Below are 24,830 nucleotides of genomic sequence, written 5' to 3'. Positions count from 1 at the left end.
ACTGCGGAAAGTGTTTGAATCAAATGTTTAAAATGCCTAAATATGGTACAATCAATAAAGAAATTATATGCTTATTGAGCCTTATTTAAAATAGTGTAGACAAAGAAGAAAGTGTTTGATTCTAAGGTGGGATAAAATGGAGGTAACAAAAGCGCAGTACACCAGCTTCTATCAATTTCTAAAAACATTGGATTGCTACTTAGTTGGGGATGGTCAGATGAGTGATGAGGTTCAACGCTTTGCTGATAATCCGCAGCGGGAAATCGCGGCTTTTGTAACAAAGGAGACAAGGGATCGGATCGAGGTTCCTACTGGTTTCATACGTATATTGTACGTGATGAAAGGAGCTGTGTCTGTCAGGATTGATGGTTCAGAAAAGGCGTTGAGGACTGGAGGATTGATCATTGCTAATGAGGGCACGATTCTTTCCTATCAGGGCAACTTAGAAACGGAAATCATTGCTTTTTATTTTAAAGCAGGCTACTTTACGGAATCGCTTTTAGGACAGTTTTTTGAAGAGCCGCTGCTTTATCGTTTTTTTGTTGAAGCTTTGAGTGTTGAATTGAGCGATGTTCCACGTTTTTTGATTTATGACTTTGCGGAGGTAACGGATGTGCATTTTTACGCGCTGTTACTGCTGAAGCAAGTGGTTAAGATGGAATACTTTAACAATAAAGTGACCAAATCTGCATTTGTTCTTTTGATCGTGGAAATTAGTCAAGCAGCACCCGAACGGCTGATCGCAAAGGACAACTTTGTATCGAATGGACAATTAACAGAGGAGATTTTAACCTATGTCGATGCTCGGTTAGAACAAGTGACCTTAGAGGAGGTTGCTCAAAAATTTCATTTTCATCCGAATTATTTGTCAAGTCTGTTAAAGGAAAAGACGGGGCACACATTTACTGAGCTTGTTTTGTTTAGAAGAATCGAACGCTGTAAAAGCTATTTGGAGCAAACAGATCTAACCATTCAAACAATCATAGAGCGCTTGGGGTACAAGGATAAAGCCTTTTTTTATAAACGCTTTAAGCAGCTTGTAGGAGTTACACCGCGCCAATACCGAAAAATGCGAGAGGAAGAAAACTAATGTATGAAGACCTTTTTGACGACGTTCATTTGACTGTTGTTGAGCAGCCGATTGACTGGGTAGGGGAATTGCCGCTTTATCGTGGGCACATTAAGGAGTTGCCGTTTATCACAGGAGAAGGACCTTCGAAAAAAGCGATGTATCGCCAGTTAGCGGAGCAATACCAGGAATATGCAGCCTTGAATCAGGTGGAGGATAAAGAGGAAGATATGACCTCTTCATTATTAACACCGGAGCAGTTACTGAAATATTATGATGGTGAGACCTTCGACGGTTTTTCTTTAGGTGATTTATTAAAGGACGAGTAAAGCAAGTTTGTATACCTTTTCAATGATTTCCGCTAGACTAAAAAGAAAAAGGGCGTGAAGTGATGTCACCGATTGAAGAATACATCAATGATGCTGAAAAGGACCAACAACCAATGCTTAAGGAAATCTATCAACTTATTAAAGAAATGCTCCCAGTCGAAACCACTGAAAAACTCTCTTATGGTATGCCAACCTTCTATTTAACGGAAAATTTGGTTCACTTTGGCGCGATGAAAAAACACCTAGGTTTCTATCCGACACCAAGTGCGATGTCGGCATTTGAGAAACAACTGAAGGATTATAAAACATCAAAAGGCGCTTTACAAATTCCATATACGAAAGAGTTGCCGAGAGAATTGATTACAAAGATGGTCCGTTTTCGTCTAAAGGAAGTGGTGGAGAAAAATGCTTAAGGGAATAGAGATTATGCTATATGTCGATGATGTCGCGGGAGCCGCAGCTTTTTGGCAGGAAGGATTAGACGGGAAAATTGCTTCGCAGCAAACCATGCCGGATGACTCTTTACAGGTGACGGTAGAATTATTTGAAGCGGTTCAGCTGGTTCTATTTGATCGCCGCTTTATTGAAGAGGTGTCACCGGAGGTAGTTGATAACTTTCCTTCGTTGCTATTAAAGGTAACTGATTTAGACAACTATCATGAGCGACTAAAAAAACTTAGTCCGAATGTAAATCCTATGATGGAGCAAGGCGGAAAGCGTCTATTCAATTTCGCCGATCCTGAAAATAATTATTTTGTGTTGAGTGAATGACCTTCAAGTAATTGAGGGTTATTTTTTTTGAAAGCATAATGCAGCTATGAAATAGCAATCCGTTATTAAAACTCATTGAAACCTAGCTGCTTTATTTGACGAATATCATCAAACTATTACTTGATTTAAGTCAAAATTCTTGTGAATTGTTGTATTATCTTAAGAGGAAAAAGAGCTTTCATTGATTATTTTATTTAAAGGAGAGTATTATGGTACAAATTTTGTTGGGACTGTTAGGCGTCCTATTGGTTTATTATCTTTTTTATTTTGTTCGCGATTTGATTGCTGAACGTGGAAACTGGGGCGGGGGGAACTTCTTGGTTTCTGGTGTGATTGGTTTTATTACTGACGCGATGGATACGCTGGGAATCGGAAGCTTCGCGCCAACGACGATGCTGCTGGAAACGACGAAGCAATTAGACAATGACCGTCAATTGCCGGGAACATTGAACGTTTCTCACACAGTTCCAGTTATTATTGAAGCATTTATTTTTATTACAGTTGTCAAAGTAGCACCGCTAACCTTATTTTCATTAGTTCTCGCAGCAATCGTAGGTTCATATGTTGGTTCAAAAACCGTCAGCAAGCTGCCTGAGAAAAAAGTGCAGTTTTATATGGGGATCGCGTTGATTATCACTGCGGCCTTGATGGCGTTGAAGCAGTTAGGCCTACTTGATTTATTAGGAACAGGCAATCATTTGACCAGCTTGACGGGGATAAAATTGATTGTCGGTATTGTCGGAAACTTTATTTTAGGCGCATTAATGACGATCGGTGTGGGTCTATACGCACCATGTATGGCAATGGTATACATGCTAGGCTTGAGTCCATTAGTCGCTTTTCCTATCATGATGGCTTCTTGTGCCGGATTGATGCCGGTTGCAGGAACAAACTTTATTAAATCAGGTGATTATTCTCGTAAGGTCAGCCTTGGAATTACGATCGGCGGAATCATTGGAGTGATCATCGCGACGCGTTTTGTCACTGGTTTAAATATGAACGTATTGACTTGGGTTGTGATTGCGGTAGTTCTTTATTCAGGTTTTACTTACATCCGTAAGGGAATGCAGGTGGTTACAGGGAGTTTGAAGAAGTCTTAGAGAGAAATCTCTAGGGCTTTTTTTAAATTCAGTGAAAGAAGCTATTCATGCATTGATTTTTGACGGATAATAAATGAAAGAAATTACTGATAGGAGACATTATGGATCAGGAGTTATTGATTATTGAATTGCTTTCTGCGGCGGAGCCGATATACAAGCGAGCAAGAAAGAATCGCCAAAAAAATCTGGTGTCTGCCTTTTTATTTTTAATAATCGCAAGTGTGCTCTTTTTTGGAATCGGCAGTTTTGTCTATCAGCAGTTAGAAATGCGTGTACGCTCGATCGACAGCGGCTATTGGTTACGGGGATTTTATCATTTTTCTCTCGTGCTGGGACTGCTTAGTGTGCTCGCAGTGGTGCTCTTTTTCATTGTAAACGTGATTCAAGGAATCGAGCTGCGCCGTTCGTTCCAACGATTTTTGGAACGACAGGTGAAAAAAGCTGCGAAATACCCGGTCGTCTATCAAGATCAGGAGGCCTATTATTTAGCGGAAGAAAAGCGAAAGCCCGTGATTCGTCTATTAAAAATAGAATGTATTGAATTAACGACGACCTTCGACGGCGCGACGATCTATTTAGGCAATTATCAAGAGTTTTGGGGCTTTTCTACCGTTCAATTATTTGTGGTCAATGAAGACCCCGAGCGATTACCAATGACCTTTCCAAAAGCACAGGAAGTAAATCAGAAATGGGTGCTTCTGATGATCAGCCTGCTTTTTCTAGGAGCAGCCGGGGTATTTACGTATGATGGACTGAATCGTCATCAAAATCTTTATGGTGGTCATTCAGAACCAGCGAAGTCCATAGCATCAAGCGAAGCTGCACCACTTTCGAGCGATGATTTGATAGTCCAGCAGGGAACGGCACCAGAAAAACGGACGAATCAGGCCAATCAATTGGATTTGAATAATGAAACCCATGAGCTATATATGACGACCGATAGCGGAAGTACTTGGTCATTTGTACCATTGAAACCAGAATGGATGCGCTCTGGCAGCTATTTGTTAACTAGCGGCGAGATTCCGCTGGGCTATTGGATGGATAAAACCTATAATATTGCGCCAGATTTTTCTTGGTTTATTTATTCGGATAACGAAAAAGAGTTGTCTTTCTTATTTTCCCACGATCAAGGGAAGACATGGCAAAAATCCCTCGTCTCAGAGAATGCTCAGAGGATTCGTTATCGCAAGGCGCAGTTTTTCGCTGATGGCAGCGGTGTACTGGTTTATTCTAATGCTTCACCAGAGGTATCTTCGGAAGGATTAGAAATCTTCCAAACGAATGATTTTGGTAAAACGTGGTCTAGAAGCAATGGGACAACCATTAATCAGCCGGTTCAAAATGTTAGCTTTGTCAATCCGACGCTGGGCTTCGTTTCTACTCGGGAGAACCTATACTACACTAATAATAGCGGCAGTTCCTTCAAAGAAGCGGTCGTGACAATTCCCGCGGATTATCAGACCGGTGGATTGGATCTTTTCCAAACGCCCAACGAGGTGACACAGGTCAGTACCAATCAACTAGAAACGAAATTCTATTTATTGAAAATGGCGGGGATTGATCAGGGGAAAATGTTTGCTTGCCTGTATCGTTCTTCTGATAATGGCGAGACGTGGCAATTTGCCGAACAGCTATCGGAAGTAAAGCCGACTGAATAAGTTTACACTCTAGCCTTTTCTTGCTATACTGCTCGGTTACAGAAAAAAGATGATGGAGTGATTCGATGGAAGCTAGATTGGATAAAGGCCCATTTTATCATGGAACAAAAGCTGATTTACAAGTTGGAGACTTACTAGAGGCTGGAAAAAATTCAAACTATGGCAAACAAGCTAAAGCGAATTTTGTTTATTTTTCGGCGACGATGGATGCGGCAATCTGGGGTGCTGAACTGGCGTTAGGAGATTCCCCACAACGGATTTATCAAGTGGAACCGACGGGAGTTTTTGAGGACGATCCTAATGTTACGAATAAAAAATTTCCCGGAAATCCCACTCGCTCGTATCGCACGCGTCAGCCTATAAAGGTTGTTGGTGAGGTAAGAGAATGGACCGGACACTCTGATGAGCAGCTGCAAACAATGTTGGCTCATGTCGAAAAAATGAAGCGGCAGGGTATCGAAGCCATTAATGAATAATCGACTTGCCATTGTCAGTGTTTTTATCTGACAATACGCAGCCAGAGCGCAGCTTCCAACTGGATAAATTGTACTTTAAAACAACCGTTATCCCAAATATCGATGAAACGACAACCCAAGCTTTGGAAGAAATGGTTCCGTTGTATATTAGCTTAATTTAATTTTACAGGATCGATCGTAGGTTATTGCGGTCGATTTTTTTGTTTTCTTGATAGTTGTCAATTATTTCTCCTTAGGATCTTTGTAAACTAATAGTGAAAAGAAGAGGAGTGAGAAAAATGATGTATCAGAAGGAAATAATCGCACACAAAAAAGCCATCACCTTCGTCAGCGGCTGCTTTATTGTCGTAGCGATTGCCGCCAAAGTCCTATTCCATCAAATGACAGTCTACGATAGTGGGATGGCACTGGCATCGATTTTTGGTGCGGCACCAATTGCGATTCAAGCATATCAAGCAGCGAAGGTGAAGGTCATCAGTATTGATTTGTTAGTCACCATTGCGGTGGTTGGTGCGTTCATTATTGGCGAATACAATGAATCAGCGATCGTGACCTTCCTGTTTTTACTAGGCCATTTACTTGAGCAAAAAACATTGGAGCGTACCCGCTCAGCAATACAAAAACTAGTAAAGCTGGCACCTGCAACGGCTTGGAGACTGATAGGAAATGCCGCAGAAGAAATCGATATTGATGAAGTCGCAATGGGTGATCGTTTATTAGTTAAAACAGGAGCACAGGTTCCTGTGGACGGGTATGTGATCAAAGGGACCGGCTATCTCAATGAAGCAAATGTTACCGGCGAATCAAATCCGGTATTTAAGGAAAAGAACGATCAGGTATTTGCTGGAACGTTCTTGGAAAATGGCACGCTAAAAATCGAAGCGCAACGAGTTGGTGAAGAAACAACTTTTGGAAAAATTATCGAGTTAGTGGAAGAGGCGCAAGACAGCAAGTCATTGGCAGAACGCTTTATTGATCGCTTTGCCAAGTATTACACTCCGCTTATTTTAGTTTTAGCCGCGCTTGTTGGGATAATGACACGAGATGTTCGCTTAGCAATCACGATTCTGGTACTTGGATGTCCGGGGGCGCTGATTATCGGGGTGCCTGTGTCGAATGTTGCGGGAATCGGAAATGGTGCGAAGAACGGCATCTTGATTAAGGGTAGCGAAGTAATGAATACCTTTAGCCGTGTGAATACGATGGTTTTTGATAAGACGGGGACGTTGACTAACGGAAAACCTAGTGTAGCGTTCGCAAAAGCTTATGGAAATCAAGCGCGTGACTATTTACGTTTAGCAGCAGCCATCGAAAGTGAATCTGATCATCCGCTAGGTCGGGCGATTGTTGATTATGTAGAGGACAAGGCAAAAACAGCAGAGATCAAAGTGACGGATACAGTGGTTGAAAAGGGCAAGGGAATGGTCGCAACAGCTGACGGTGTTCAATTAGCGATCGGAAACAAAGCATTGATGCAGGAGCAGAGTATTTCACTTCCGGTTGTCGTGAAGACTGATGTCGAGCAATTACAGTTGCAAGGTCATTCAATCGTCTTCGTAGCAGCAGAAAATCAAGTGGTGCAGGTGATCGGAATCAAAGATCAACTTCGTCCAGAAGCAGCGGAGACGCTCGATAAGCTAAAGAAAAATGGCATTAAGCGCTTGATCATGTTATCCGGTGATAATCAAACAACAGCTGAAATCATTGGGAAAGAATTAGGCTTATCTGAAATTTATGGTGAACTGCTGCCTGAAGAAAAGTCAGCCTTTATCCATCAATTACAGGAGGCTGGTGAGGTTGTTGCCTTTGTTGGAGATGGGATCAATGACAGTCCTTCGATTGCATTAGCTGATATCGGCATTGCCATGGGCGGCGGAACAGACGTGGCGGTGGAAACCTCAGATATTGTATTGATTCAGTCAAAACTAGAAAAGCTGGTCCATGCGTATCGTCTAACAAAAAAAACAGTATTGAACATGAAGGAGAACATCGCGATTGCGATTGGAACTGTTCTATTTTTACTGATTGGTTTGATTTTTGGTTATGTCTATATGGCTAGTGGAATGTTCTTCCATGAATTAAGTATCCTAGTGGTGGTCATTAATGGGATGCGTTTGCTTTCTTATCACATAAAAAATTCAAAACTTGATAGAAATCAATTTGTTATGGAACAGGACTCAGTAGAATAGGAGTATCAAGAGAAATGGGGGGGAAAATAACCATGAAAAGAGTCATTATTCAATTAGGCACCTTAACGTGTCCATCATGTATGCAAAAAATCGAGAACGCGGTGGGTCAGCAAAAGGGTGTTGATAAGGTAAAAATTCTATTTAACGCTAGTAAAGTCAAAGCGGATCTTCGTTCGGATGAAACGAGCCCGGATGCTTTAAAAAAGGTTATTGAAGATTTAGGATACGAAGTAGAAGCAATGAAAGTAAAGGAGTTGGCATAAAATGAACGCAGAGGAAACGTATCAAGCAGAACGAATAAAAAGCGAAGCGGATCATCACACACCGACAGCTGCTGCGATGATCAGCCATATTTTAGCCAATTTATTTATCCATCGTGTGAAATTACGCCAAGCGGAGTATTATTTAAAAGGCAGCGTGCGAGGTTTTGCTGAGCCTAGATTAAGAACGATGATTGTCGAAGAGGATCAGTTGTTTGACGAATTGAGTCGCTTGGTATTAGATGAAGGGGAGCTCATTCCTACAACACTAGAGGAATTTACGAGCTATGCGATGATCAAAGAAAGCGGTCAGCTGAAATATGAAGCAGCTGATTATATTCTTAATGAGCTCGTCACTGATCTATCTACTCAGAATTTATTTATCACTCGTGGAATTGCATTAGCAGAAAAGGAAGAAAAGTTCGGCTTAGCTGAATACCTGAAAAAGCTTTATACATGGATCAAACACCAAGTATTGCTTTGGCAGCGCTATTTAGGAAATGATGTGCACGAGGAATTTGAAGAGGATGATGACGAATAGCTGAGGATCATCATACAAACTAAGGAGGGTCTCCATGCATCAAGAATATCTATGTGTTTCTTTAGTTCCATTATTTAACCATCTTGAGCTTGCGGATCAAAAAAAGATTCACGTGTTAATCAAGCATCGGATTGTTGATAAAGGGGAACAGGTCTTTACACCAGACGGAGAAGAACAGCTGGTCATTGTGGCTCGTGGAAATATAAAAGTGTATCAGCTTTCGTCAAATGGCAAGGAGCAACTTCTGCGTGTGGTAGCGCCTGGTGGTTACGAAGGTGAAAATCAATTGTTTGGTGTGCGGAATGAGGTATTGTTTGGTGAAGCATTGGAGCCTACGGAAGTTTGTATTCTGAAGAAACAAGATTTTTCTAAATTGTTACTAGACTATCCGCAATTAAGTCTGAAGCTATTGGAGATTAATGCGGCAAAAATGGTCAAGACTGAGCAGCAGACGCAGTTTTTGATGATGGAAAAAGTAGAAGAACGTTTAGCGACTTATCTGCTGGATTTGGCAAAGGTTGCTGAAGCGAATACCTTCGTTTTACCAATGAAAATGAAGGAGTTGGCTTTGTTCTTAGGAACGACACCAGAAACACTGTCTAGAAAATTTAAACGATTAGAAAAGCTGAAGCTGATTAGCCGGGAGAGGCGGCAAATTGTTTTATTAGATAAGGATGGATTGGAGGATCTATAAAGAGGAGGGTGTGACAAGTACTTTTGCCACACCCTCCTCTTTTCCTGATTATTCAAATGCTTGGTTGACGTCTTCAAGCATCATTTTAACGGATTCCAATCCGCCACCGCTTAGGTACCAAACATCCGGCTGTAATGAAATGACTTTTTTGTCTTTGCCGGCAGTTGTTTGAGCGACTAATTCATTGTCAGCGACATTATTATTACTGTCATCGCCACCGATTGCTTTCGTCCGATCAACGACAAACAATACATCTGGATTTTTATCTAGGACATATTCATATGAAACGCTTTGACCATGTGTAGAGGCTTTGATGGCATCATCTGCTTCTGCAAAGCCGAAGGTATCGTAAACAATTCCAAAGCGTGAATCTTTCCCATAGGTAGACAATTGACCTTCGTTAACAAGCACAGTCAATGCTTTGTCTTTACTTTCAACAGCTTTTTCTTTGGTTTCTTTGATGCTGGTTTCAAGCGCTGCTAATTGTTTTTTGGCAGCTTTTTCCTTGCCAAAGATTTTTCCTAAGGTTTCAACATTTTGTTTGATAGAATTCCAGGTATCGGAAGTGTCCACCGCTAGATACATGGTTGGAGCGATTTCTTTTAATTGCTCTAAAAAGTCACTTTGCCGACCAGAGATAATGATCAAATCGGGTTTCATTTGATTGATTTTTTCTAAATCTGGTTCCTTAATCCCGCCAGCTGAATCGACCTTCTTATAGTCATCTAAGTAAGCAGGCAAATTATCCGTTGCCGCACCCACGACTTTATCACCTACTCCTAGTGCATCCAAGGTATCTAAAGACCCGTTATCGAAAACGACCACCTTTTTAGGATTCTTTGGTACAGTTACTTTTCCGTTGGAGTCATTCACTTCAAGCGTCTCTTCTTTGGCTGTGCTGCTTGTCGCGGCTTTCCCCGTCGAATCGCTGCTTCCTTCATTATTTGTCGAACCGCAGCCGACCAATCCTAAACTAAGCAACACCATCGATAAGCCAACAATATATTTTTTCATTTCTGTTTCCTCCTAATTTATTATTAAATTCCTCACTGTTAAATGAGGCTAAATACCATGTTTAATTGAAATACATACAAAAGCGTTTGCCGTCTAGTTCACAGATTTTTATATCCATTTCGTATAATGCGTTCAATATTTGCGGTTGGATTATTTCTTCCATTGATCCATGAGCAAAAATTCCGCCATTCTTCATGGCAACGATCTCATCAGCATAAGTCGCCGCGAAGTTAATATCGTGAATGACTAGCAAGATTGTTTTGTGTTCTTCTTCTACCAAGCGTCGCAGCGTCTTCATTAGCTGGACGGAGTGGTTCATGTCGAGATTATTCAAAGGTTCGTCCAGAAGAATATATTCGGTATCCTGTGCTAAGATCATGGCAATATAGGCACGTTGCAGTTGACCTCCAGATAACGTATCAATTCTATCTTCTGCCATTTCGACTAATCCGAGTTTTTCTAAGGCATAGTCAATCAATTCTTTATCTTCGCTAGTTAGTCGGCCTTTTGAATAGGGGAAGCGGCCAAAGCTAACGAGTTCACGAACAGTGATGCGCAGATTCACACCGTTGCTTTGTTTTAGGATTGATAATTTTTTCGACAATTCATTGGAGCGCCAAGCCTTGACCTCATTGTGATCGAGATAAATTTGTCCGGCATCGATAGAGATCAACCGACTGATCATCGACAGTAAGGTACTCTTACCAGCGCCGTTTGGGCCGATAAAGGCCGTCAGTTTTTCTTCTTCGATTGGCAAGCATACCTCGGTGACCACCTTTTTTTCACCGTAATTCTTTGACACTTCTTTAAGATCAATCATCGTTGTCGTCTCCTCTCATAAATGATTTTGCCTATAAAGTACAAACCGCCGACGAATTGTGTGACGACACTGACAGTTGTTTTTAATTGGAAAACTTGTTCGACTAAAAATTGACTGCCGACTAAAAAGATGATTCCTAGTAAAACCGCGGTAGGAAACAAATAACTATGACGGTAAGTCGGCATCAGCTGATAACTAATATTCGCGACAATAAATCCTAAAAAAGTGATTGGTCCGACTAAAGCAGTCGCTGTTCCAGTTAAGAGACTGACTAGAAATAAAATCAAAATCTGAAACTTTTTTAGTGGAATCCCGAGATTCGTTGCTTGATCGTCTCCTAAATGCAGGACATCTAAATAGCGATTAGCAGCCAATAAAACCAAAGAGCCCAACAGGATAATTCCGGCGGCCAACCCTAAATGAGTCGTATTGATATTGCTGAAGCTGGCAAATAGTCGTCCCTGCAACAAATCATATTCATTTGGGTCCATGATGACCTGCAGAAAATTACTCGTGCTGCTGAATAAGGTACCGAGGATCATTCCTAACATCAATAGGATAAATAGATTATTTTGCTGCTGTTTTAGCAGGACGTTAGCTAAGAGCAAACTCAATAAGGCCATCAAAAAAATGCTGATTAAGAAAGTAGAGGTTTGTTCTTGTGAGAGCATGTTGACACCACCCACGAAAAAGAACAATAGTGTCTGGATCAATACATATAAGGAATCCAAACCTAGAATATTCGGCGTCAAAAACTGGTTTTGAGTCAGTGTTTGAAAACTGACAGTTGCTATTCCAGTCGCTAATGCAACAAGTAAAAAGGCCGCCACCTTTTTTCCTCGCAGCATCCAAGCAAATTGAAAATTGCCATAGGTATTATAGGTTAAGTAAAGTCCGCATAAGAGTAGGGCAAGGACAGTGAGTCCAGCTAAAAGCAATTCTTTTTTTGGCAGAGAAAATTTCATGCACGTTTCCTCCCAACCAATAAGTAAATAAAGATTAAGCTGCCTAAAATACCGACCGTCAAGCTGACTGGTATCTCATATGGTGCGATGACGATGCGGGAGAGAATGTCACAGACCATTAAAAATAGACTGCCGCTCACTGCGGTAATCCATAGATTCTGCTTTACATGATCTCCATAAATAAGCGAAACGATATTCGGCACGATCACACCTAAAAAAGGAACGGTCCCCACCATGATTAAAACCAGTCCGCTGGCTGCTGCAACGAGACCAATCCCAAGCGTTTGGATCAAGCGATAATTCACGCCTAAATTAATGGCAACATCTTCGCCTAAGCCAACAATTGTGAAATAATAGGCAAATAAGTAGATAACCAAAAACAGTGGAATCGTTAGATAAAGCAATTCATAGCTGCCTTTAGCCACTAGTGAAAAATTCCCCTGCAACCACGAAGACATGTTTTGAATCAGCTGAAACTGATAAGCAAAAAAGGTAGCGACTGATCCGACAATATTACCGAACATTACCCCTAATAAGGGTAAAAAAATCGGCTCCTTTGTTGGGAGCAACCGACTTAACCCCAGAAAAACCATCGTACCAAGAAAGGCAAAAATAAATGCGGCCAAAGTCCGAACAGTCGTAGAAGCATTAGGCAAAAAGAGCATGACCAATAAAATTCCTAAACGGGCACTATCCATCGTGCCAGCAGTTGTTGGTGAAACGAATTTATTTTGTGTGAGCTGCTGCATAATCAGACCGCAGATACTCATCGTTGCGCCTGCTAAAATCAAGCTGACGGTACGCGGTACACGTGTAGTAGCAAGAATCAGCCACTGTTGTGAATCTCCTTGAAATAAAGCCTGCAGCACCAAATCTTTTACTCCGATAAAAATAGAGAGAGCGCTTAACAAAAATAAAACCAAAAGAATCCCTATTTTTCTCAATAACTCATCTCCTTATATAGTTGATAATGATTCTCATTCTCTCTGGTTATAAAGTTTAGGTGAAAAACCAAACAAATGCAAGTGATTTTTAATGATATTTTTTTAAGTGAGTTGTTATGAATATAGGAGGTATTTTGAAGAGAACAAAGGGGAGGGGGAGACTCTAGCTGAAATGAGGCTTCCAAACAAAAAAGACTGAGGAATGATTCTCAGCCTTTAGATAAAAGTATTATTTCTCTTTTCTGAATGTGACCAATATCGCACTTCTAGTGGCGATAACATTTGGCATGTATGAGTGGGTCACGAACTCCCAACCTTCGTTAGCCCGACTATTAATCAAATCGTCTAACCGCTCTAAATCTTCTATATTGGCGCTATCTTTAAACCATTTCACTGACGTTTCTAACACTTCACTTCTGTATGTCCACATATTTCATTCCTCCTACTATCATTATATATGGAGAAAAGCAAGAAGGCTCTAAACAGAAATGATTGTTTCGAAAAGTCCGTAAAGTACGAGGATATTGATAGTAAGCTGGTTATTTAGAAACTATAGTTTCCAGCTTTTTTTAGTCTCTGTCAGTCAGCATTTGTTTATATATGGCTTGTTTATTTTCCAAAAAGGCTAGGTGTTCGTCGATTTTTCGTCTGTCAGACAATAGACGATTTCTTTGAGTTGCTAAAAGCTTCATGCGCTTTTCAATCGTTTGGTCTCCTTGACTACGTAGCTCTGAGTATTTTTGGATCGATTCCAGAGGCATACCGGTTTGCTTTAATCGGTGAATGAAACGTAACCATTCAATATCGGCTTCGCTATATTCACGATAACCGTTTTTATTCTTTGCAGGAGCACTGATTCCTAGCTCTTCATAATATCGTAGGGTAGGGATACTAAAACCAGTTATTTTGGCGACCTCACTAATTTTGTACATCAAAATTCTCCTTTTTCATAGTGATTAAAAAAATCCTTGCTGTAAAGCCTACTTGATAGTTTATAGTACTTTACCATAAAGGAGGCAGGAACTGCTATGACTGATAAAAGATTGGAACAAGGAATTAAAAATTTGTAGGAGATTGATGGGGAAGCCGGAGAACGAGTGATTGAGAGTCTCGAAACGATCGCGCCGGATGTCGGGCGCTATATTTTAGAATTTGCTTTTGGAGATATTTATAATAAGGATACCTTGTCCTTCCGCGAACGGGAGATTGTTACAATCACCAGCTTATTGACCCAAGGAGATACGAAAAACCAATTAATGGTTCATATTAATGGGTCATTGAATGTTGGTATTACAGAAGAAGAGATTATCGAGATTTTTACTCATTGCATCCCTTATGTGGGGTTTCCGCGAGTATTGAATGCAATCACAAGCGCCAAAGAAGTTTTTGCGTCTAGAAACAGCACTTTAGCATGATTGTGACCATCATTTTTTCACAAGCTATTGACATTCCCCTATCAACTTAGGTACCGTTAGAATAGTACGAATGAATGCGTTATCAAAAAGGAGGAATAAGTTATGTTTGATTTGAGTGGAAAAGTAGCTGTGGTAACTGGTGCCAGCAGCGGATTAGGTCGTGATGCGGCGATTGCGTATGCCGAAGCTGGAGCAGATGTGGTTTTATTAGCTAGACGTTTGGAACGTTTAGAGGCATTGGCAGAAGAGATCAAGAAGATGGGCCGCGATGTTTTGGCGATCAAAATGGATGTGACAGATGAAGAAAATGTCAAAGCGGGTATCCAGCAGGCATACGATCATTTTGGTCATTTAGATATTCTGCTAAATAATGCGGGAATCGCAGTGCGAGGCGGGGTAGACTCTTTGACTGTCGAAGATTTCGATAAATCAATGGATGTAAATGTTAAAGGAATCTTCTTAGTTAGTAAATATGTTGTCCAACACATGATCGAAAATAAGTATGGCAAGATTGTCAACGTAGCCTCAATCAATGCGGTAATGGCGGACAAAGCCGAGGTTTTTATTCGCCACTCATACAATGCTAGTAAAGCAGCAGTCGTTGGTTTAACCAAAGGAATGGCTGCCAGCTACGGAAAACATAACATTACCACCAATGCAGTTGGCCCAGGGCTGTTCGAATCAGAAATGACAGAAGATACTTTATTCAAATCAGATGATTTCTTGACCATGTACAATACGATGAACCCGATGAGTCGTCCGGGAAGACGTGGAGAATTGAATGGGACAATTCTGTATTTCTCAAGTGAAGCATCCAGCTATACCAACGGTCAATTTATTATTATTGATGGCGGAACGTCCATCGTTTAAGTCAATTAATGGGGCACTTTCTCAAAACGGGAAAGTGCTTTTTTAATGTTCGATCCAGAGTTTTAACCAGATTGAGCCTCTTTCGTCACTATTTTTGCTACAATTAACAGGTACATCCATAATTGAGTGGTTGATTAGGAAGAAATAGGGAGGATATCCATGAAAAATTGCCCCAATTGCGATCATGAAAATCTGGACGATGCACGCTTTTGCGAAGAATGCGGACAACCTTTTACGATAGATATAGCTGAAAATAACTACCAAGACCTTCACTTTTGTTCCAATTGTGGGGAAGCAATCCAAGCGAAGGAAGTCTTTTGTTCCAATTGCGGCCAGCAGCTAAAATTAACCGACAGCCCAACGGCTAGGGTGAAAAAGGAACTGTCGAGGAGACAAAAATTGGGTCTGCTTAGCCTACTTGCGGTAGTGCTGTTACTTATAAGCGGCTTCTTATTTGGTCGCTATTATTATAGCTACCCGCAGCAATTGAATCGCTTAGCCCAAACCTTCAAAACACAAGACCCAAAGAAAATCTCGGAGGTCGTTATTTCAGAAGATCCTAATTATAAAGTCTCCGCAACGGAGTTGAAAAAATTTATTAGTTATTATCAGGAGGACAATCATAAAGCCGATTTTGCTGAATTTCTACTCGATTTGAAAAATGATCCGGGCCAATTAGCGGATTTTTCGCTTCATCAAAGGGGACGGTACTTCGGGATATTCCCACGCTATCAATTAGTGATTCAACCTGTTTATTTGACGGTTACAGCAGATCAGGCGAAGATCCAGCTATCACTCGACGATAAGAAATTGGCGACATCAAAAAGCAGTAACTTTCAGACAACTTGGGGTCCCCTTACACCGGGCAGCTATCAAGTTGCAGGAAAATCAGGCGATGTGCAGTCCGCATCCACCCAAAGACTGATCCGCTATCGTAATCCTGATTTTGAGACCGATAGCCATGTTACCGTCAGCCTTCATAAGATTTCCTTCAAAGTTGCCTCAAATAGGGAGGATGCAAAAGTTCTGTTAAATGATCAAGCCGTCGCGACGATCAAAAATGGACAGGCGGAGATAAAGGATGTGGTCTGGCATCAGGGAATGACGGTTCAGTTAAGCTTTAAGGACAACAAGGATGATTTGAAAAGCGAGACCTATCAAATTGCTGCCGGAAAATATTTAGCGACAGAATATGATGCGAATCGACCTGCATCAGAAATCCAGCTAGATTTTTAATCAGACGCGATGAAGCAGTTTGGTAGTAGTGTAGATGGATAATACAGTAAAGAGGAGAGCCAAACACTGGGCTCTCCTCTTCTTGAATCAATAGCATTTGGCGCAGGCTGTTAACCCGCGGGCTTGGGCTTCTTCTAAGGTAGCAGGTGAGTAGGTACCATTGCCGCATTTATGCGTATGGTATTTACTGCCGGTGGGTGTAACGTAAACCGTTTGTCCTTGAGCAGGTTCCGCTGCCTGCTGAGCACGAGCAGCCTCCTCGGCTTGAGCTTGCGCTGCTGCTTCTTGAGCGATGCGCTGTTCCTCAGCTTTTTTCGCAGCCGCAGCTTCCTCAGCGATTCGTTTTTCTTCGGCTTTTCTAGCAGCCTCTGCTTGTTCAGCAGCTCGTTTTTCCTCTGCTTCTTTGGCTGCTTGTTCTTTTTGCAGCCGTTCTTCTTCCGCTGCTTGGGCTGCTACCTCTTCTTCAAGTGCTTTTAAATGAGCTGTAACAGCGGCTTGATTGTATCCTTTATCCGCTTGTGCGTAGTTTTCGATACTCCAAATATTCTGTTTTCGGTCTTTGGCCTGTTGCTCGGCTTTTTTTATCTTCTCTTGATATTTTGTGTTTTTACTTTTAGTACTGCGTACCATTCCCAAGCCTTCGCCGGCAAGGGTTTCTTGTACGAGTTTGCCATCCGCCCAAACATAAACTAGCTCTCTTTTTTTATTATCCCGCTCCTTGCCTTTGTCGTATTCGATCTGGATTTTTTTCGCATTTTTAAGTAATTCTTTCGTCCGAGTTATCGCTTCTTTTGCGTAAGGGCTTTCCTTTTTTAGGTCGGGGGTGTCAATCAGTAAATATTTAGCTGTAACGTTTTTACCATTTTTTAATTTGAAACGTGTTGTATCACCGTCAATATATTTTTTGACTTTGACCGTGACTTTCTTGTTGGCAACACGTTTAATCTTTGCCTTCTCCTCAGTCTTTGCTTTCGCAGCCTCTACTTGATACTGTAGTGTCGGCGTAGAAAACAGAAAACTAAATAATAGTGCAAATGTAACTCCCAGTTTAACCCCAATCTGCTTTTTCATTTATGATCCCCCTTTGTTAAATGTTTGAAAATAATTATTTAACGATATGTGTGTATTTAAATGATACTATATTTATTTATAAAATTGATATAAAGATGGAAAATAAACTTTATCATTGATTTTCAATCGGACGGAAAATCGATAAATACAGATTTTCAAAAAGGTAGATAACTTAAATAATTATTTTCTCGGGGTGAATCTTTCAAGCTTTAATAGTCCAAGAGCAACAAAAAAATGATTTAAAAAATAACTCGAAATTTTGAGGTATTTTTTTTGCGAGCGAAAAAACCTTGGTATTACTGAGAAGCCTTCTTTGCTCTTCATTTTTGTTATTAATAATTAAAAAGTAGGGTTGTGTAAGGAAGTAATTAAACTGTTATTGCGGTATTATTTAAGAATAAGGATTACTAAATAATACATATTTTTGTTAGGGAGGAAAAACGGATGTCAACACAACCATGGGCACTATCTCAGCTACAACTTTTTGTAACGAAACGGGAAAGATTAGAAAAAGCGATAATGAAAGCGTACACGGACTCACATGATGCGGATACGGTTATTCAATACGTCGTCGCCGTACTTGTACGTAATTCTCTATGCATTTCTGATTTTTCACTGATTTGTAAAGATCTAATCAGGGAAATTCTTTTATTTGCTGAGCCATCGGATGTGTTACGGAACTTTGCCCCGTTATTCCATGATTTCTTTGATAGTGAAAAAGAATGGGAGCAAGTGATCAGACGTTTGTATAAGAAGACAAAAGAATATCACCGCTACAATAATCGTGTGAGCGGTTGCAAAAAATATTTATTTGCCAAAACAACATCGATCGAAGAATTAGAGGGTCAGCAGTATAAAGTCTACTCAACCTTTCAAGATGCTGTTGGTAAGATTCATGCTTGGAGTTTGCGCGATGCAGACAAGAATGCTTCAGCGATGAAAATCGATGCTGTGTTAGAATTGCTGAGCTCCTTAACAATTTTCGAAAAGGATGGCGTTCGCCGTTTTGTGAAGCTGGAAAACTCTGAGATTGTAAATTGTACACGCCACATCAAAATTCGAAAAGGTGAGATTGTGGAGGAGTCTGCCCCAGTTTCAGCAAGTCAGACTGAATCAGTGAAACCTGCTTTTGATTTCAGTACGATGAGTGAAGAAGAAAGGCTACAATTAGTAGAAATGTTACTACCTGAAGGCATTGTATTAGCTGATACACGTAGTGAAGGGCAGAAAGAAAATCCTGACAATGAAGAGATAAGTCTGCCCGAAAAGTCCATTGCTACGTCGCAAGAACCGGAGTCCACTAGCGGGGCAGTAACTTCTATAGTTGAGGAAACACCTGAGCCCGTTAAGGAAAACAAGAATCCAAAGAATCCGCAATCAATCTATAAAAAGCCCAAAAGCGAGAAGCAAATAGCGATAGAAGAAAAAACTGATTTAATGAAAAGGAAAAATAAAGGCCAAAGTAATCCAAAAAAATCAAAAGATCGTAAGCGTAGACGAAGAAAATAAGGTGGTAAATTTTTTTGGCTTAATCAAAAAAAAAGTGTGCTGTTTTGCACCTTTATTTGTTATGGGCAAATATCTTTAGAGTTAATTTGAATAACTTCACATTGCTGGCCATCTGTCGATCGTTGAAGATCGGAAATTCCTGTAGTTACGACAGCAGCGGAAAAGTGTTGAGATGACAAGGTTTTTGAGTGAAATGATTGTTATGATTGCTTAGTAATGAGTGTCTAAAGTAGGGATCGACAGAAATAGGTTACTAAGGCCTAGTGGTAACAGGTATAATTTAAGATGGGTAAATCTAAAATAGTGGAATGTAAATAAAGGTAAAAATATCGGTAACAGCCAGGTCCTCCCTATCTAAATCTAAAATAGTGGAATGTAAATAAAGGTAAAAATATCGGTAACAGCCAAGTCCTCCCGTTCAAATCTAAAATAATGGAGTATAAATACTGTAGTATAGATTCCTGTTTACTGGCAAACATCAATCCAAATCCAAAAAGGATTAAAAGACCAGTTGATGACACTTACTATTTGAAAACCAAACAAATTAAAGAATCAAACCCTTGTCCGCCGCCCTTCCCCCGAAATTTTCCCAAAACACTTTCCAACATCGGAAGGTGTTTTTCTTTTCCCGTTCTTCTTTTATTCCTAAACTCTGCAACTTTCGTCCGAAAGGTTCAAGTTATTTGCTAGAATTAATAATAGAATAATTATTTTTCATGAGGAGAAGACTTATGCAGGAGAAAACTAAGGTATTGGTCATTGATGATGATCAGGAGCTTTGTTCGATTATAGATCGCTATTTAAAAAATGCTGGTTACGAGACGCAACTTGTTCATACGGGGGCTGGTGGTCTGCAATTGGCACTGTCGGGGGATTATCATTTGATTGTCTTGGATATCATGCTGCCGCAAATTGATGGTATGAGTATTTTAGCGGAGATCCGCAGGCAAAGTGTGGTACCGATCTTGATGTTGACAGCTAAAAATGAAGAGGCGGATAAGATTCGGGGACTGCAATTGGGGGCGGATGATTATTTGACGAAGCCTTTTAGCATGGCGGAACTGATGGCGCGGGTTGAGTCATTGGTTCGACGCTATACGAAATTTAGTCGAGTAGCTGTTAATGAAACGGCGTTAGTGTTGAAGCATTTAACCCTTGATAGACAAACACGGATTGTTTTATTGGAGGGGAAATCGTTGGAGCTGACAGGAAAAGAGTTTGAGCTGTTATATTTTCTGGCATCTCACAAGGGGCAGATTTTTACGAAGCGACAAATATATCAACAAGTCTGGGGCGCGGAGTATGCCTTTGATGATAACAACATTATGTCCTTCATCAGCAAGCTGCGGAAGAAGATCGAGCCAGATGTAGCGCAGCCGTTTTTTATTCAAACCGTTCGAGGTGTGGGCTATCGGTTTAATCAGGAGGGATAAATGATGTTGGTGTTGAGTATAATTTGCTTATTGCTGGCGGTAGTATGTTTGTTGCTGATTGTGAGGCTGCGGCAAAATAGACGTCAGATTGCACAAGCAATGGTTGTATTAGAGGATATCGGAGAAGGCAATCTCGATCGAAAAATAGTTGTGGATGAAAACTCTGATATAGCGGCACTTTGTTTTCGGTTAAATGAGATTGTTTCAGAAATCAAACAACAGCTTAGCCGCTTACGGGTTTCGGAGAATGAATATCGCAAGCTGATCACTAGCTTATCCCATGATGTTCGAACACCATTGGCTTCATTGATTGGTTATTTAGAGGCGATTACTGACGGTTTGGTTACAGAAGCGGAGCAGCAGGAATATTTGCGGGCAGCTCAGGCGAAAGCTTTTGAATTAGAAACCTATATCGACACACTTTTTGAATGGGTCAAGCTCGAATCTGGTGAACGGCATTATCACTTTGAAGCAACCGATATCAGTGAGCTGTTAAGAGAGATTGTCAGTGAGTGGATTCCTCGAATGGAAATGCGGTTTAGCTATGACATCCAGATTCCTGAAAAGGAACTTCGTTGTACGATTGATGCAGCCGCATTTCGCCGAATCATTGATAATTTATTGGAAAATTGCTTGAAGCACAGTCGGGGAAACAGAGTGACGATTAGATTATTTGAGCAGGATCAGCAAGTACGACTGGAAATTTCCGACAATGGACGAGGAATCTCAGAACAACATTTACCAAGGATTTTTGACCGTTTATATAAAGGCGATGAAGCGCGCCGCTCAAAGGGAAATGGCTTGGGTTTGGCGATCATCCAGGAATTAGTCACAGCCCATCATGGAGAAATCAACGTTTGCAGTAAATTAGGTGAGGGAACAAAATTTTACGTGACGTTACCTAAATAAACCAGAGAAAAATAAGGATTCGGCAAGGTTAGGACAAGGTAGCGTTGCTAAGCTAAAGGTATAGAAAGGATGGTCGCTATGGAAAAATTTATTGTAAAGACCGCCGCGCTGTCGAAGCGCTACAGCGATCAGATCGTTGTCAAAGATGTATCTATGTCAATTCCTAAAGGGAAAATCTATGGACTTTTAGGTCGGAATGGTGCAGGGAAAACGACGATCATGAAAATACTGTTAGGTTTAGCAAGTGCAAGCTCTGGGGAGGTACGATTGTTTAACCAATCGCCAAAGAAGCATCCTGAAGTGTATTCACGGATCGGAAACATGATTGAAACGCCAAGTTTTTACCCTTATTTATCAGGTCCAGAAAATTTAAATGTTTTTTCTAAGCTGAAAGGTCAGATTCAAAAAAGCAGTGTAGAAAAGGCACTGAAGTTGGTAGATTTATCTCGAGCAGGTCACAAACGCTTTGCCAATTATTCATTAGGTATGAAGCAGCGTCTGGGGATCGCCAATGCCTTGATGAATGATCCGGAATTGTTGATTTTGGATGAACCAACAAATGGTTTGGACCCGATCGGAATCGCTGAAATTCGTAAACTATTGAAAGAATTAGTGGAGGTTCACGGGAAAACGATTTTAATCTCTAGCCATCAATTGTCGGAGATTGAGCAAATCGCTGATGTTATTGGTATTTTACATGATGGTGCGTTGTTAGAAGAATGTGACATGAGCCAGATTGCGCAGCATAATCAACGCTTCATCCATATTACCGTATCAGATGTACATCAAGCGACTCGTTTATTAGAAGAGGAAATGCAGCTAACTAATTATTCGGTCGCTGAAAACAATACGATCAAAATTTTCGAATTCACTTACGAGCCGCAAGAGATCAATCACTTATTTGGGAAAAATGGAATTAAGGTTTCAAGTTTATTTATCGGTTCGGGAAATTTGGAAGAGCATTTCCGGGAGATTACGGGAGGTGTTGGCATTGCTTAATGTGATTTCTGCTGAATGGCTGAAGCTTAGGAGCAACAGAATCTTTACCGTATGTTCTCTGCTCACATTACTCACCTCAGCCTTCATGGTATTTAGGGATTTGGTCATTGTTGATAATCCACCTGAAAGTTACCAAATGTGGCTGCCTAGTATCTATATAGTTGTAGGGATGGTTTTATCCATTATGAGCGGCTTCATTATTACCTTCTTGATGCAGCGCGAGTATGAAGATCGAACCATCAACAATGTATTGACCGCACCAACCTCTAGAGGGCGATATCTTTTTGGAAAATTGGTGATTTGGTTTATCTGGTATCTTGGGACGTTGATCGGTGTGGTTACCATTTATACGATTGGCGGCTGGCTGATCTATCCGGATACTTTTGGTTTAACTGGAACAAAAATACTGGTTTCGACCTTGCTAAAATACTGTTTGCTTGGATTTGTTGCGGCTATCCCTTTGTTAACGATTAGCGTTGTGCAACGGAAATTATTTTATCCAACGATCATGGTTGCGCTTGTTTTTACCGGAATCCAGACGTTTGCGTTGAATATACCCTTCAAATTTGCGCGAATCATTCCATGGTCAGCGGTGGTTGTTCAAAGCTTGATGGAACTGACTTTAAAAGATGATCTATTAACGTTGGGGAGTATTTTTCTGACAGGTATCGTGGGTTTATTGGCGGCTTATTGGTTATTTAAGAAACAGGATTTGTAAAAAAAGGTTTCTTTTGTAGGCAGCGCACACCTGAAAACGCTATACTAGGTGTATCAGAAGAATGAATAAGATAGTGAATCATTCTAACGTACGATCAAGGAGGAACTATGGAGAATAAGGTGTTGCAGCAGCGGATTGAAACCTTTAAAGTGTTCGGTGAGACGTTAAAGGGTGCGAAAGTCTATTTTCGCGAAGATTGGGGAGTACTTTATTTTGATTTGCAGGGGAAGATGTTTGGCATGATGAGCAACCAAGCAAGTGAGGATGCCATCATAACGCTGAAAAATCTACCTGAAAAAAATGAAGAGCTGCGAGAAATTTATGTTGGTATAGTGATTCCAGGGTATTACACGAATAAGAATCACTGGAATTCGATCAAATTGACGAGTGAAGAATTAACGGATGATGTCATCAAGCAATTGATCGAGGTTTCTTATCAACTGGTTTATCAGAAGCTGACAAAGAAACAAAAGGCGGAAATTGAAGGATAAAAAATGGCGCTGCGAATTATGCAGCGTCATTTTCATTTGTTTTTTCTGACCAATGTAAAGCCAAGTAGTAGCCGGTAATCCCCATCCCAATTAAAAAGCAGGCAGCGTCGAAGCTATTGACATCTGGCTTGAAGAGCGCATAAAGGATCACGACGACCAGCCAATTTGCAATTCCCCACAATACATTTGTAGAAGCGGAAGCAGGCTTTTTCCATGGAACATCCCATTTTTCTGCAGTGATCCCCTTAACAAAATGAGGAACGCCATTGGCAAACAACATGCCTAGAACTATACAAATAATCGAATCCATCGCAATGATCTCCTTCTAACGTGTTCATCCTGTAGTATACCTCTTTCACTCTAATTTTTCTCCCTATTCTTAAAAAAACTTATAGGCGGCTGAGCAGAGAATTTAACAGCAGAGAGAAATTGATGTTATGGTGGAAATGGTTAGAAAGAATTAAATTTAAAAAATATAAGGAGGAATTCACTGATGAAAGCACCATTGATTACTATGAATGATGGACACCAAATACCGGCAGTTGGCTTGGGTACGTATCAGATTCGCGGAGGGGAAGGTTTGGATCAAATCTTGACGGCGATTCAGGATGGCTATCGTCTGTTAGACACCTCCACCAATTACGATAGCGAAGGAATCGTTGGTGAGGCAATTCGCCGCTCAGGAATTCCACGTTCTGAATTTTTTGTGACGACAAAATTGCCAGGTAAATATCATCACTATGAGGATGCATTGACGATGATTCAGGAATCATTATTCCGAATGGGCTTGGATTATTTTGATTTGTATCTGATCCACTGGCCACTCCCAAAACGTGGCTTGTACGTGGAAGCATGGAAGGCTATGGTGACGGCGCAGAAACTAGGCTTGATCCGTTCTATCGGAGTATCGAACTTTGAACCAGAGCATTTAGATAAAATTATTGATGAGACGGGTGTGACTCCAGCAATCAACCAAATTGAGATCCATCCTTATTGGGTTCAAGAACGAATGGTAAAGGCCAATCAGGAACGTGGAATTCTAACTGAAGCTTGGAGTCCTCTAGGGCGCGGCAGCGATGCACTGAAGGAAGCAGTGATTACGGAATTGGCTGAAAAATATGGGAAAACTACCGCACAAGTCATTTTACGCTGGCATGCGCAACGGGGAATTATTCCCATTCCTAAATCACGGAATTTACAGCACCAACGAGAGAATCTGGCTATTTTTGATTTTGAATTGACGCAAACAGAAATTGAACGCATCAATCTATTGGAAAAAGCCGACGGACGAATCGAAGGACAAGATCCAAATGAATACGAAGAGTTTGACTAAGCGACATCGCTACTTT

General features: G+C 40.8%; 30 protein-coding genes. 22 read left to right on the top strand and 8 right to left on the bottom strand.

Features of this window, described 5'->3' with window-relative positions; translation table 11 throughout:
* Positions 1-136 precede the first annotated feature (136 nt).
* The 12 genes from AUF14_RS12720 (at position 137) to AUF14_RS12670 (ending at position 9,087) form a co-directional block, all read left to right on the top strand.
* On the top strand, positions 137-1,090 hold the full coding sequence (locus tag AUF14_RS12720; RefSeq protein ID WP_016179372.1) for a helix-turn-helix transcriptional regulator: 954 nt from the start codon (positions 137-139) through the stop codon (positions 1,088-1,090).
* Positions 1,090-1,398 (top strand): hypothetical protein, encoded by a 309-nt coding sequence (locus AUF14_RS12715; protein WP_049221924.1) that lies wholly within the window; start codon positions 1,090-1,092, stop codon positions 1,396-1,398. Before AUF14_RS12720 ends, AUF14_RS12715 begins: the two co-directional genes overlap by 1 nt.
* 62 nt (positions 1,399-1,460) lie before the next feature.
* A complete protein-coding gene (locus tag AUF14_RS12710) occupies positions 1,461-1,811 on the top strand; it encodes an iron chaperone (RefSeq protein ID WP_048720041.1) in 351 nt (116 codons plus the stop codon).
* Entirely contained in the window at positions 1,804-2,169 is a 366-nt protein-coding gene (locus tag AUF14_RS12705; RefSeq protein ID WP_049221926.1) for a VOC family protein, read from the top strand. The genes AUF14_RS12710 and AUF14_RS12705 overlap by 8 nt, the downstream gene beginning before the upstream one ends.
* Positions 2,170-2,378: 209 nt before the next feature.
* Positions 2,379-3,269: a sulfite exporter TauE/SafE family protein gene (locus AUF14_RS12700; RefSeq protein ID WP_049221929.1), complete on the top strand. Its 891-nt coding sequence runs from the start codon at positions 2,379-2,381 to the stop codon at positions 3,267-3,269.
* A 101-nt stretch (positions 3,270-3,370) separates the two neighbouring features.
* Positions 3,371-4,927 carry a sialidase family protein gene (locus tag AUF14_RS12695; protein ID WP_049221930.1) on the top strand — a complete coding sequence of 519 codons (1,557 nt, stop codon included), beginning with the start codon at positions 3,371-3,373 and terminating at the stop codon, positions 4,925-4,927.
* Positions 4,928-4,992: 65 nt separating this feature from the next.
* Positions 4,993-5,403, top strand: a complete 411-nt coding sequence (arr, locus tag AUF14_RS12690; RefSeq protein ID WP_049221932.1) for an NAD(+)--rifampin ADP-ribosyltransferase — start codon at positions 4,993-4,995, stop codon at positions 5,401-5,403.
* 11 nt (positions 5,404-5,414) lie between these two features.
* Positions 5,415-5,564, top strand: a complete 150-nt coding sequence (locus AUF14_RS22525) for a hypothetical protein (RefSeq protein WP_167584840.1) — start codon at positions 5,415-5,417, stop codon at positions 5,562-5,564.
* Positions 5,565-5,681: 117 nt separating this feature from the next.
* A complete protein-coding gene (locus AUF14_RS12685; protein WP_049221934.1) occupies positions 5,682-7,592 on the top strand; it encodes a heavy metal translocating P-type ATPase in 1,911 nt (636 codons plus the stop codon).
* 32 nt (positions 7,593-7,624) lie between these two features.
* Complete coding sequence (locus AUF14_RS12680; RefSeq protein WP_048720065.1) at positions 7,625-7,855, top strand: heavy-metal-associated domain-containing protein; 231 nt, start codon at positions 7,625-7,627, stop codon at positions 7,853-7,855.
* A gap of 1 nt (position 7,856) precedes the next feature.
* Positions 7,857-8,393 carry a ferritin family protein gene (locus AUF14_RS12675; protein WP_049221936.1) on the top strand — a complete coding sequence of 179 codons (537 nt, stop codon included), beginning with the start codon at positions 7,857-7,859 and terminating at the stop codon, positions 8,391-8,393.
* Positions 8,394-8,427: 34 nt separating this feature from the next.
* Positions 8,428-9,087 (top strand): Crp/Fnr family transcriptional regulator, encoded by a 660-nt coding sequence (locus tag AUF14_RS12670; protein ID WP_049221938.1) that lies wholly within the window; start codon positions 8,428-8,430, stop codon positions 9,085-9,087.
* A gap of 48 nt (positions 9,088-9,135) precedes the next feature.
* Here the strand turns inward: AUF14_RS12670 and AUF14_RS12665 are convergent, their stop codons facing one another.
* The 6 genes from AUF14_RS12665 to AUF14_RS12640 all read right to left on the bottom strand — a co-directional run bounded on the left by AUF14_RS12665 (position 9,136) and on the right by AUF14_RS12640 (position 13,762).
* The gene (locus AUF14_RS12665) at positions 9,136-10,101 is read right to left on the bottom strand and encodes a siderophore ABC transporter substrate-binding protein (protein WP_049221941.1); all 966 of its coding nucleotides are present in this window, start codon (positions 10,099-10,101) and stop codon (positions 9,136-9,138) included.
* Positions 10,102-10,162: 61 nt separating this feature from the next.
* Complete coding sequence (locus tag AUF14_RS12660) at positions 10,163-10,921, bottom strand: iron ABC transporter ATP-binding protein (RefSeq protein WP_016179385.1); 759 nt, start codon at positions 10,919-10,921, stop codon at positions 10,163-10,165.
* A complete protein-coding gene (locus AUF14_RS12655) occupies positions 10,918-11,886 on the bottom strand; it encodes an iron chelate uptake ABC transporter family permease subunit (protein ID WP_016179386.1) in 969 nt (322 codons plus the stop codon). The genes AUF14_RS12660 and AUF14_RS12655 overlap by 4 nt, the downstream gene beginning before the upstream one ends.
* Entirely contained in the window at positions 11,883-12,830 is a 948-nt protein-coding gene (locus AUF14_RS12650) for an ABC transporter permease (protein WP_016179387.1), read from the bottom strand. Before AUF14_RS12650 ends, AUF14_RS12655 begins: the two co-directional genes overlap by 4 nt.
* 229 nt (positions 12,831-13,059) lie before the next feature.
* A complete protein-coding gene (locus AUF14_RS12645; RefSeq protein ID WP_048721549.1) occupies positions 13,060-13,260 on the bottom strand; it encodes a DUF4177 domain-containing protein in 201 nt (66 codons plus the stop codon).
* Between the two features lie 139 nt (positions 13,261-13,399).
* Positions 13,400-13,762, bottom strand: coding sequence for a MerR family transcriptional regulator (locus AUF14_RS12640; RefSeq protein ID WP_065422893.1), 363 nt, complete (start codon positions 13,760-13,762; stop codon positions 13,400-13,402).
* Positions 13,763-13,903: 141 nt separating this feature from the next.
* Between AUF14_RS12640 and AUF14_RS12635 the strand changes: the two genes are divergently transcribed.
* The 3 genes from AUF14_RS12635 to AUF14_RS12625 all read left to right on the top strand — a co-directional run bounded on the left by AUF14_RS12635 (position 13,904) and on the right by AUF14_RS12625 (position 16,351).
* Positions 13,904-14,245 (top strand): carboxymuconolactone decarboxylase family protein, encoded by a 342-nt coding sequence (locus AUF14_RS12635; protein ID WP_227656355.1) that lies wholly within the window; start codon positions 13,904-13,906, stop codon positions 14,243-14,245.
* A gap of 102 nt (positions 14,246-14,347) precedes the next feature.
* Positions 14,348-15,115 carry an SDR family NAD(P)-dependent oxidoreductase gene (locus tag AUF14_RS12630; RefSeq protein WP_049221943.1) on the top strand — a complete coding sequence of 256 codons (768 nt, stop codon included), beginning with the start codon at positions 14,348-14,350 and terminating at the stop codon, positions 15,113-15,115.
* 159 nt (positions 15,116-15,274) lie between these two features.
* Complete coding sequence (locus AUF14_RS12625) at positions 15,275-16,351, top strand: zinc ribbon domain-containing protein (RefSeq protein WP_049221945.1); 1,077 nt, start codon at positions 15,275-15,277, stop codon at positions 16,349-16,351.
* 87 nt (positions 16,352-16,438) lie between these two features.
* Here the strand turns inward: AUF14_RS12625 and AUF14_RS12620 are convergent, their stop codons facing one another.
* A complete protein-coding gene (locus tag AUF14_RS12620) occupies positions 16,439-17,422 on the bottom strand; it encodes a thermonuclease family protein (RefSeq protein ID WP_049221946.1) in 984 nt (327 codons plus the stop codon).
* Positions 17,423-17,866: 444 nt separating this feature from the next.
* Between AUF14_RS12620 and AUF14_RS12615 the strand changes: the two genes are divergently transcribed.
* From AUF14_RS12615 to AUF14_RS12590, 6 genes are all read left to right on the top strand, one after another.
* On the top strand, positions 17,867-18,931 hold the full coding sequence (locus AUF14_RS12615; protein WP_049221948.1) for a hypothetical protein: 1,065 nt from the start codon (positions 17,867-17,869) through the stop codon (positions 18,929-18,931).
* Between the two features lie 731 nt (positions 18,932-19,662).
* Positions 19,663-20,364 (top strand): response regulator transcription factor, encoded by a 702-nt coding sequence (locus AUF14_RS12610; protein WP_049221950.1) that lies wholly within the window; start codon positions 19,663-19,665, stop codon positions 20,362-20,364.
* Positions 20,365-21,273, top strand: coding sequence for a sensor histidine kinase (locus AUF14_RS12605; RefSeq protein ID WP_049221952.1), 909 nt, complete (start codon positions 20,365-20,367; stop codon positions 21,271-21,273).
* Between the two features lie 78 nt (positions 21,274-21,351).
* Positions 21,352-22,272: an ABC transporter ATP-binding protein gene (locus AUF14_RS12600; protein WP_049221953.1), complete on the top strand. Its 921-nt coding sequence runs from the start codon at positions 21,352-21,354 to the stop codon at positions 22,270-22,272.
* 1 nt (position 22,273) lies between these two features.
* Positions 22,274-22,990, top strand: a complete 717-nt coding sequence (locus tag AUF14_RS12595) for an ABC transporter permease (RefSeq protein WP_225844368.1) — start codon at positions 22,274-22,276, stop codon at positions 22,988-22,990.
* Between the two features lie 107 nt (positions 22,991-23,097).
* Positions 23,098-23,481, top strand: coding sequence for an MmcQ/YjbR family DNA-binding protein (locus AUF14_RS12590; RefSeq protein WP_167494422.1), 384 nt, complete (start codon positions 23,098-23,100; stop codon positions 23,479-23,481).
* A gap of 16 nt (positions 23,482-23,497) precedes the next feature.
* Here the strand turns inward: AUF14_RS12590 and AUF14_RS12585 are convergent, their stop codons facing one another.
* Positions 23,498-23,791 (bottom strand): hypothetical protein, encoded by a 294-nt coding sequence (locus AUF14_RS12585; protein WP_049218795.1) that lies wholly within the window; start codon positions 23,789-23,791, stop codon positions 23,498-23,500.
* A 183-nt stretch (positions 23,792-23,974) separates the two neighbouring features.
* On the opposite strand from AUF14_RS12585, the gene AUF14_RS12580 reads away from it, so the two are divergent.
* Complete coding sequence (locus AUF14_RS12580; RefSeq protein WP_049218797.1) at positions 23,975-24,814, top strand: aldo/keto reductase; 840 nt, start codon at positions 23,975-23,977, stop codon at positions 24,812-24,814.
* Positions 24,815-24,830: the final 16 nt, after the last annotated feature.

It is taken from the genome of Enterococcus avium, from assembly GCF_002891025.1.
In the GTDB taxonomy this organism is placed as follows: Bacteria; Bacillota; Bacilli; order Lactobacillales; family Enterococcaceae; genus Enterococcus_A; species Enterococcus_A avium.
Note: the sequence above shows the minus strand (reverse complement) of the source record. Positions and strands in the feature narration are given on the sequence as shown.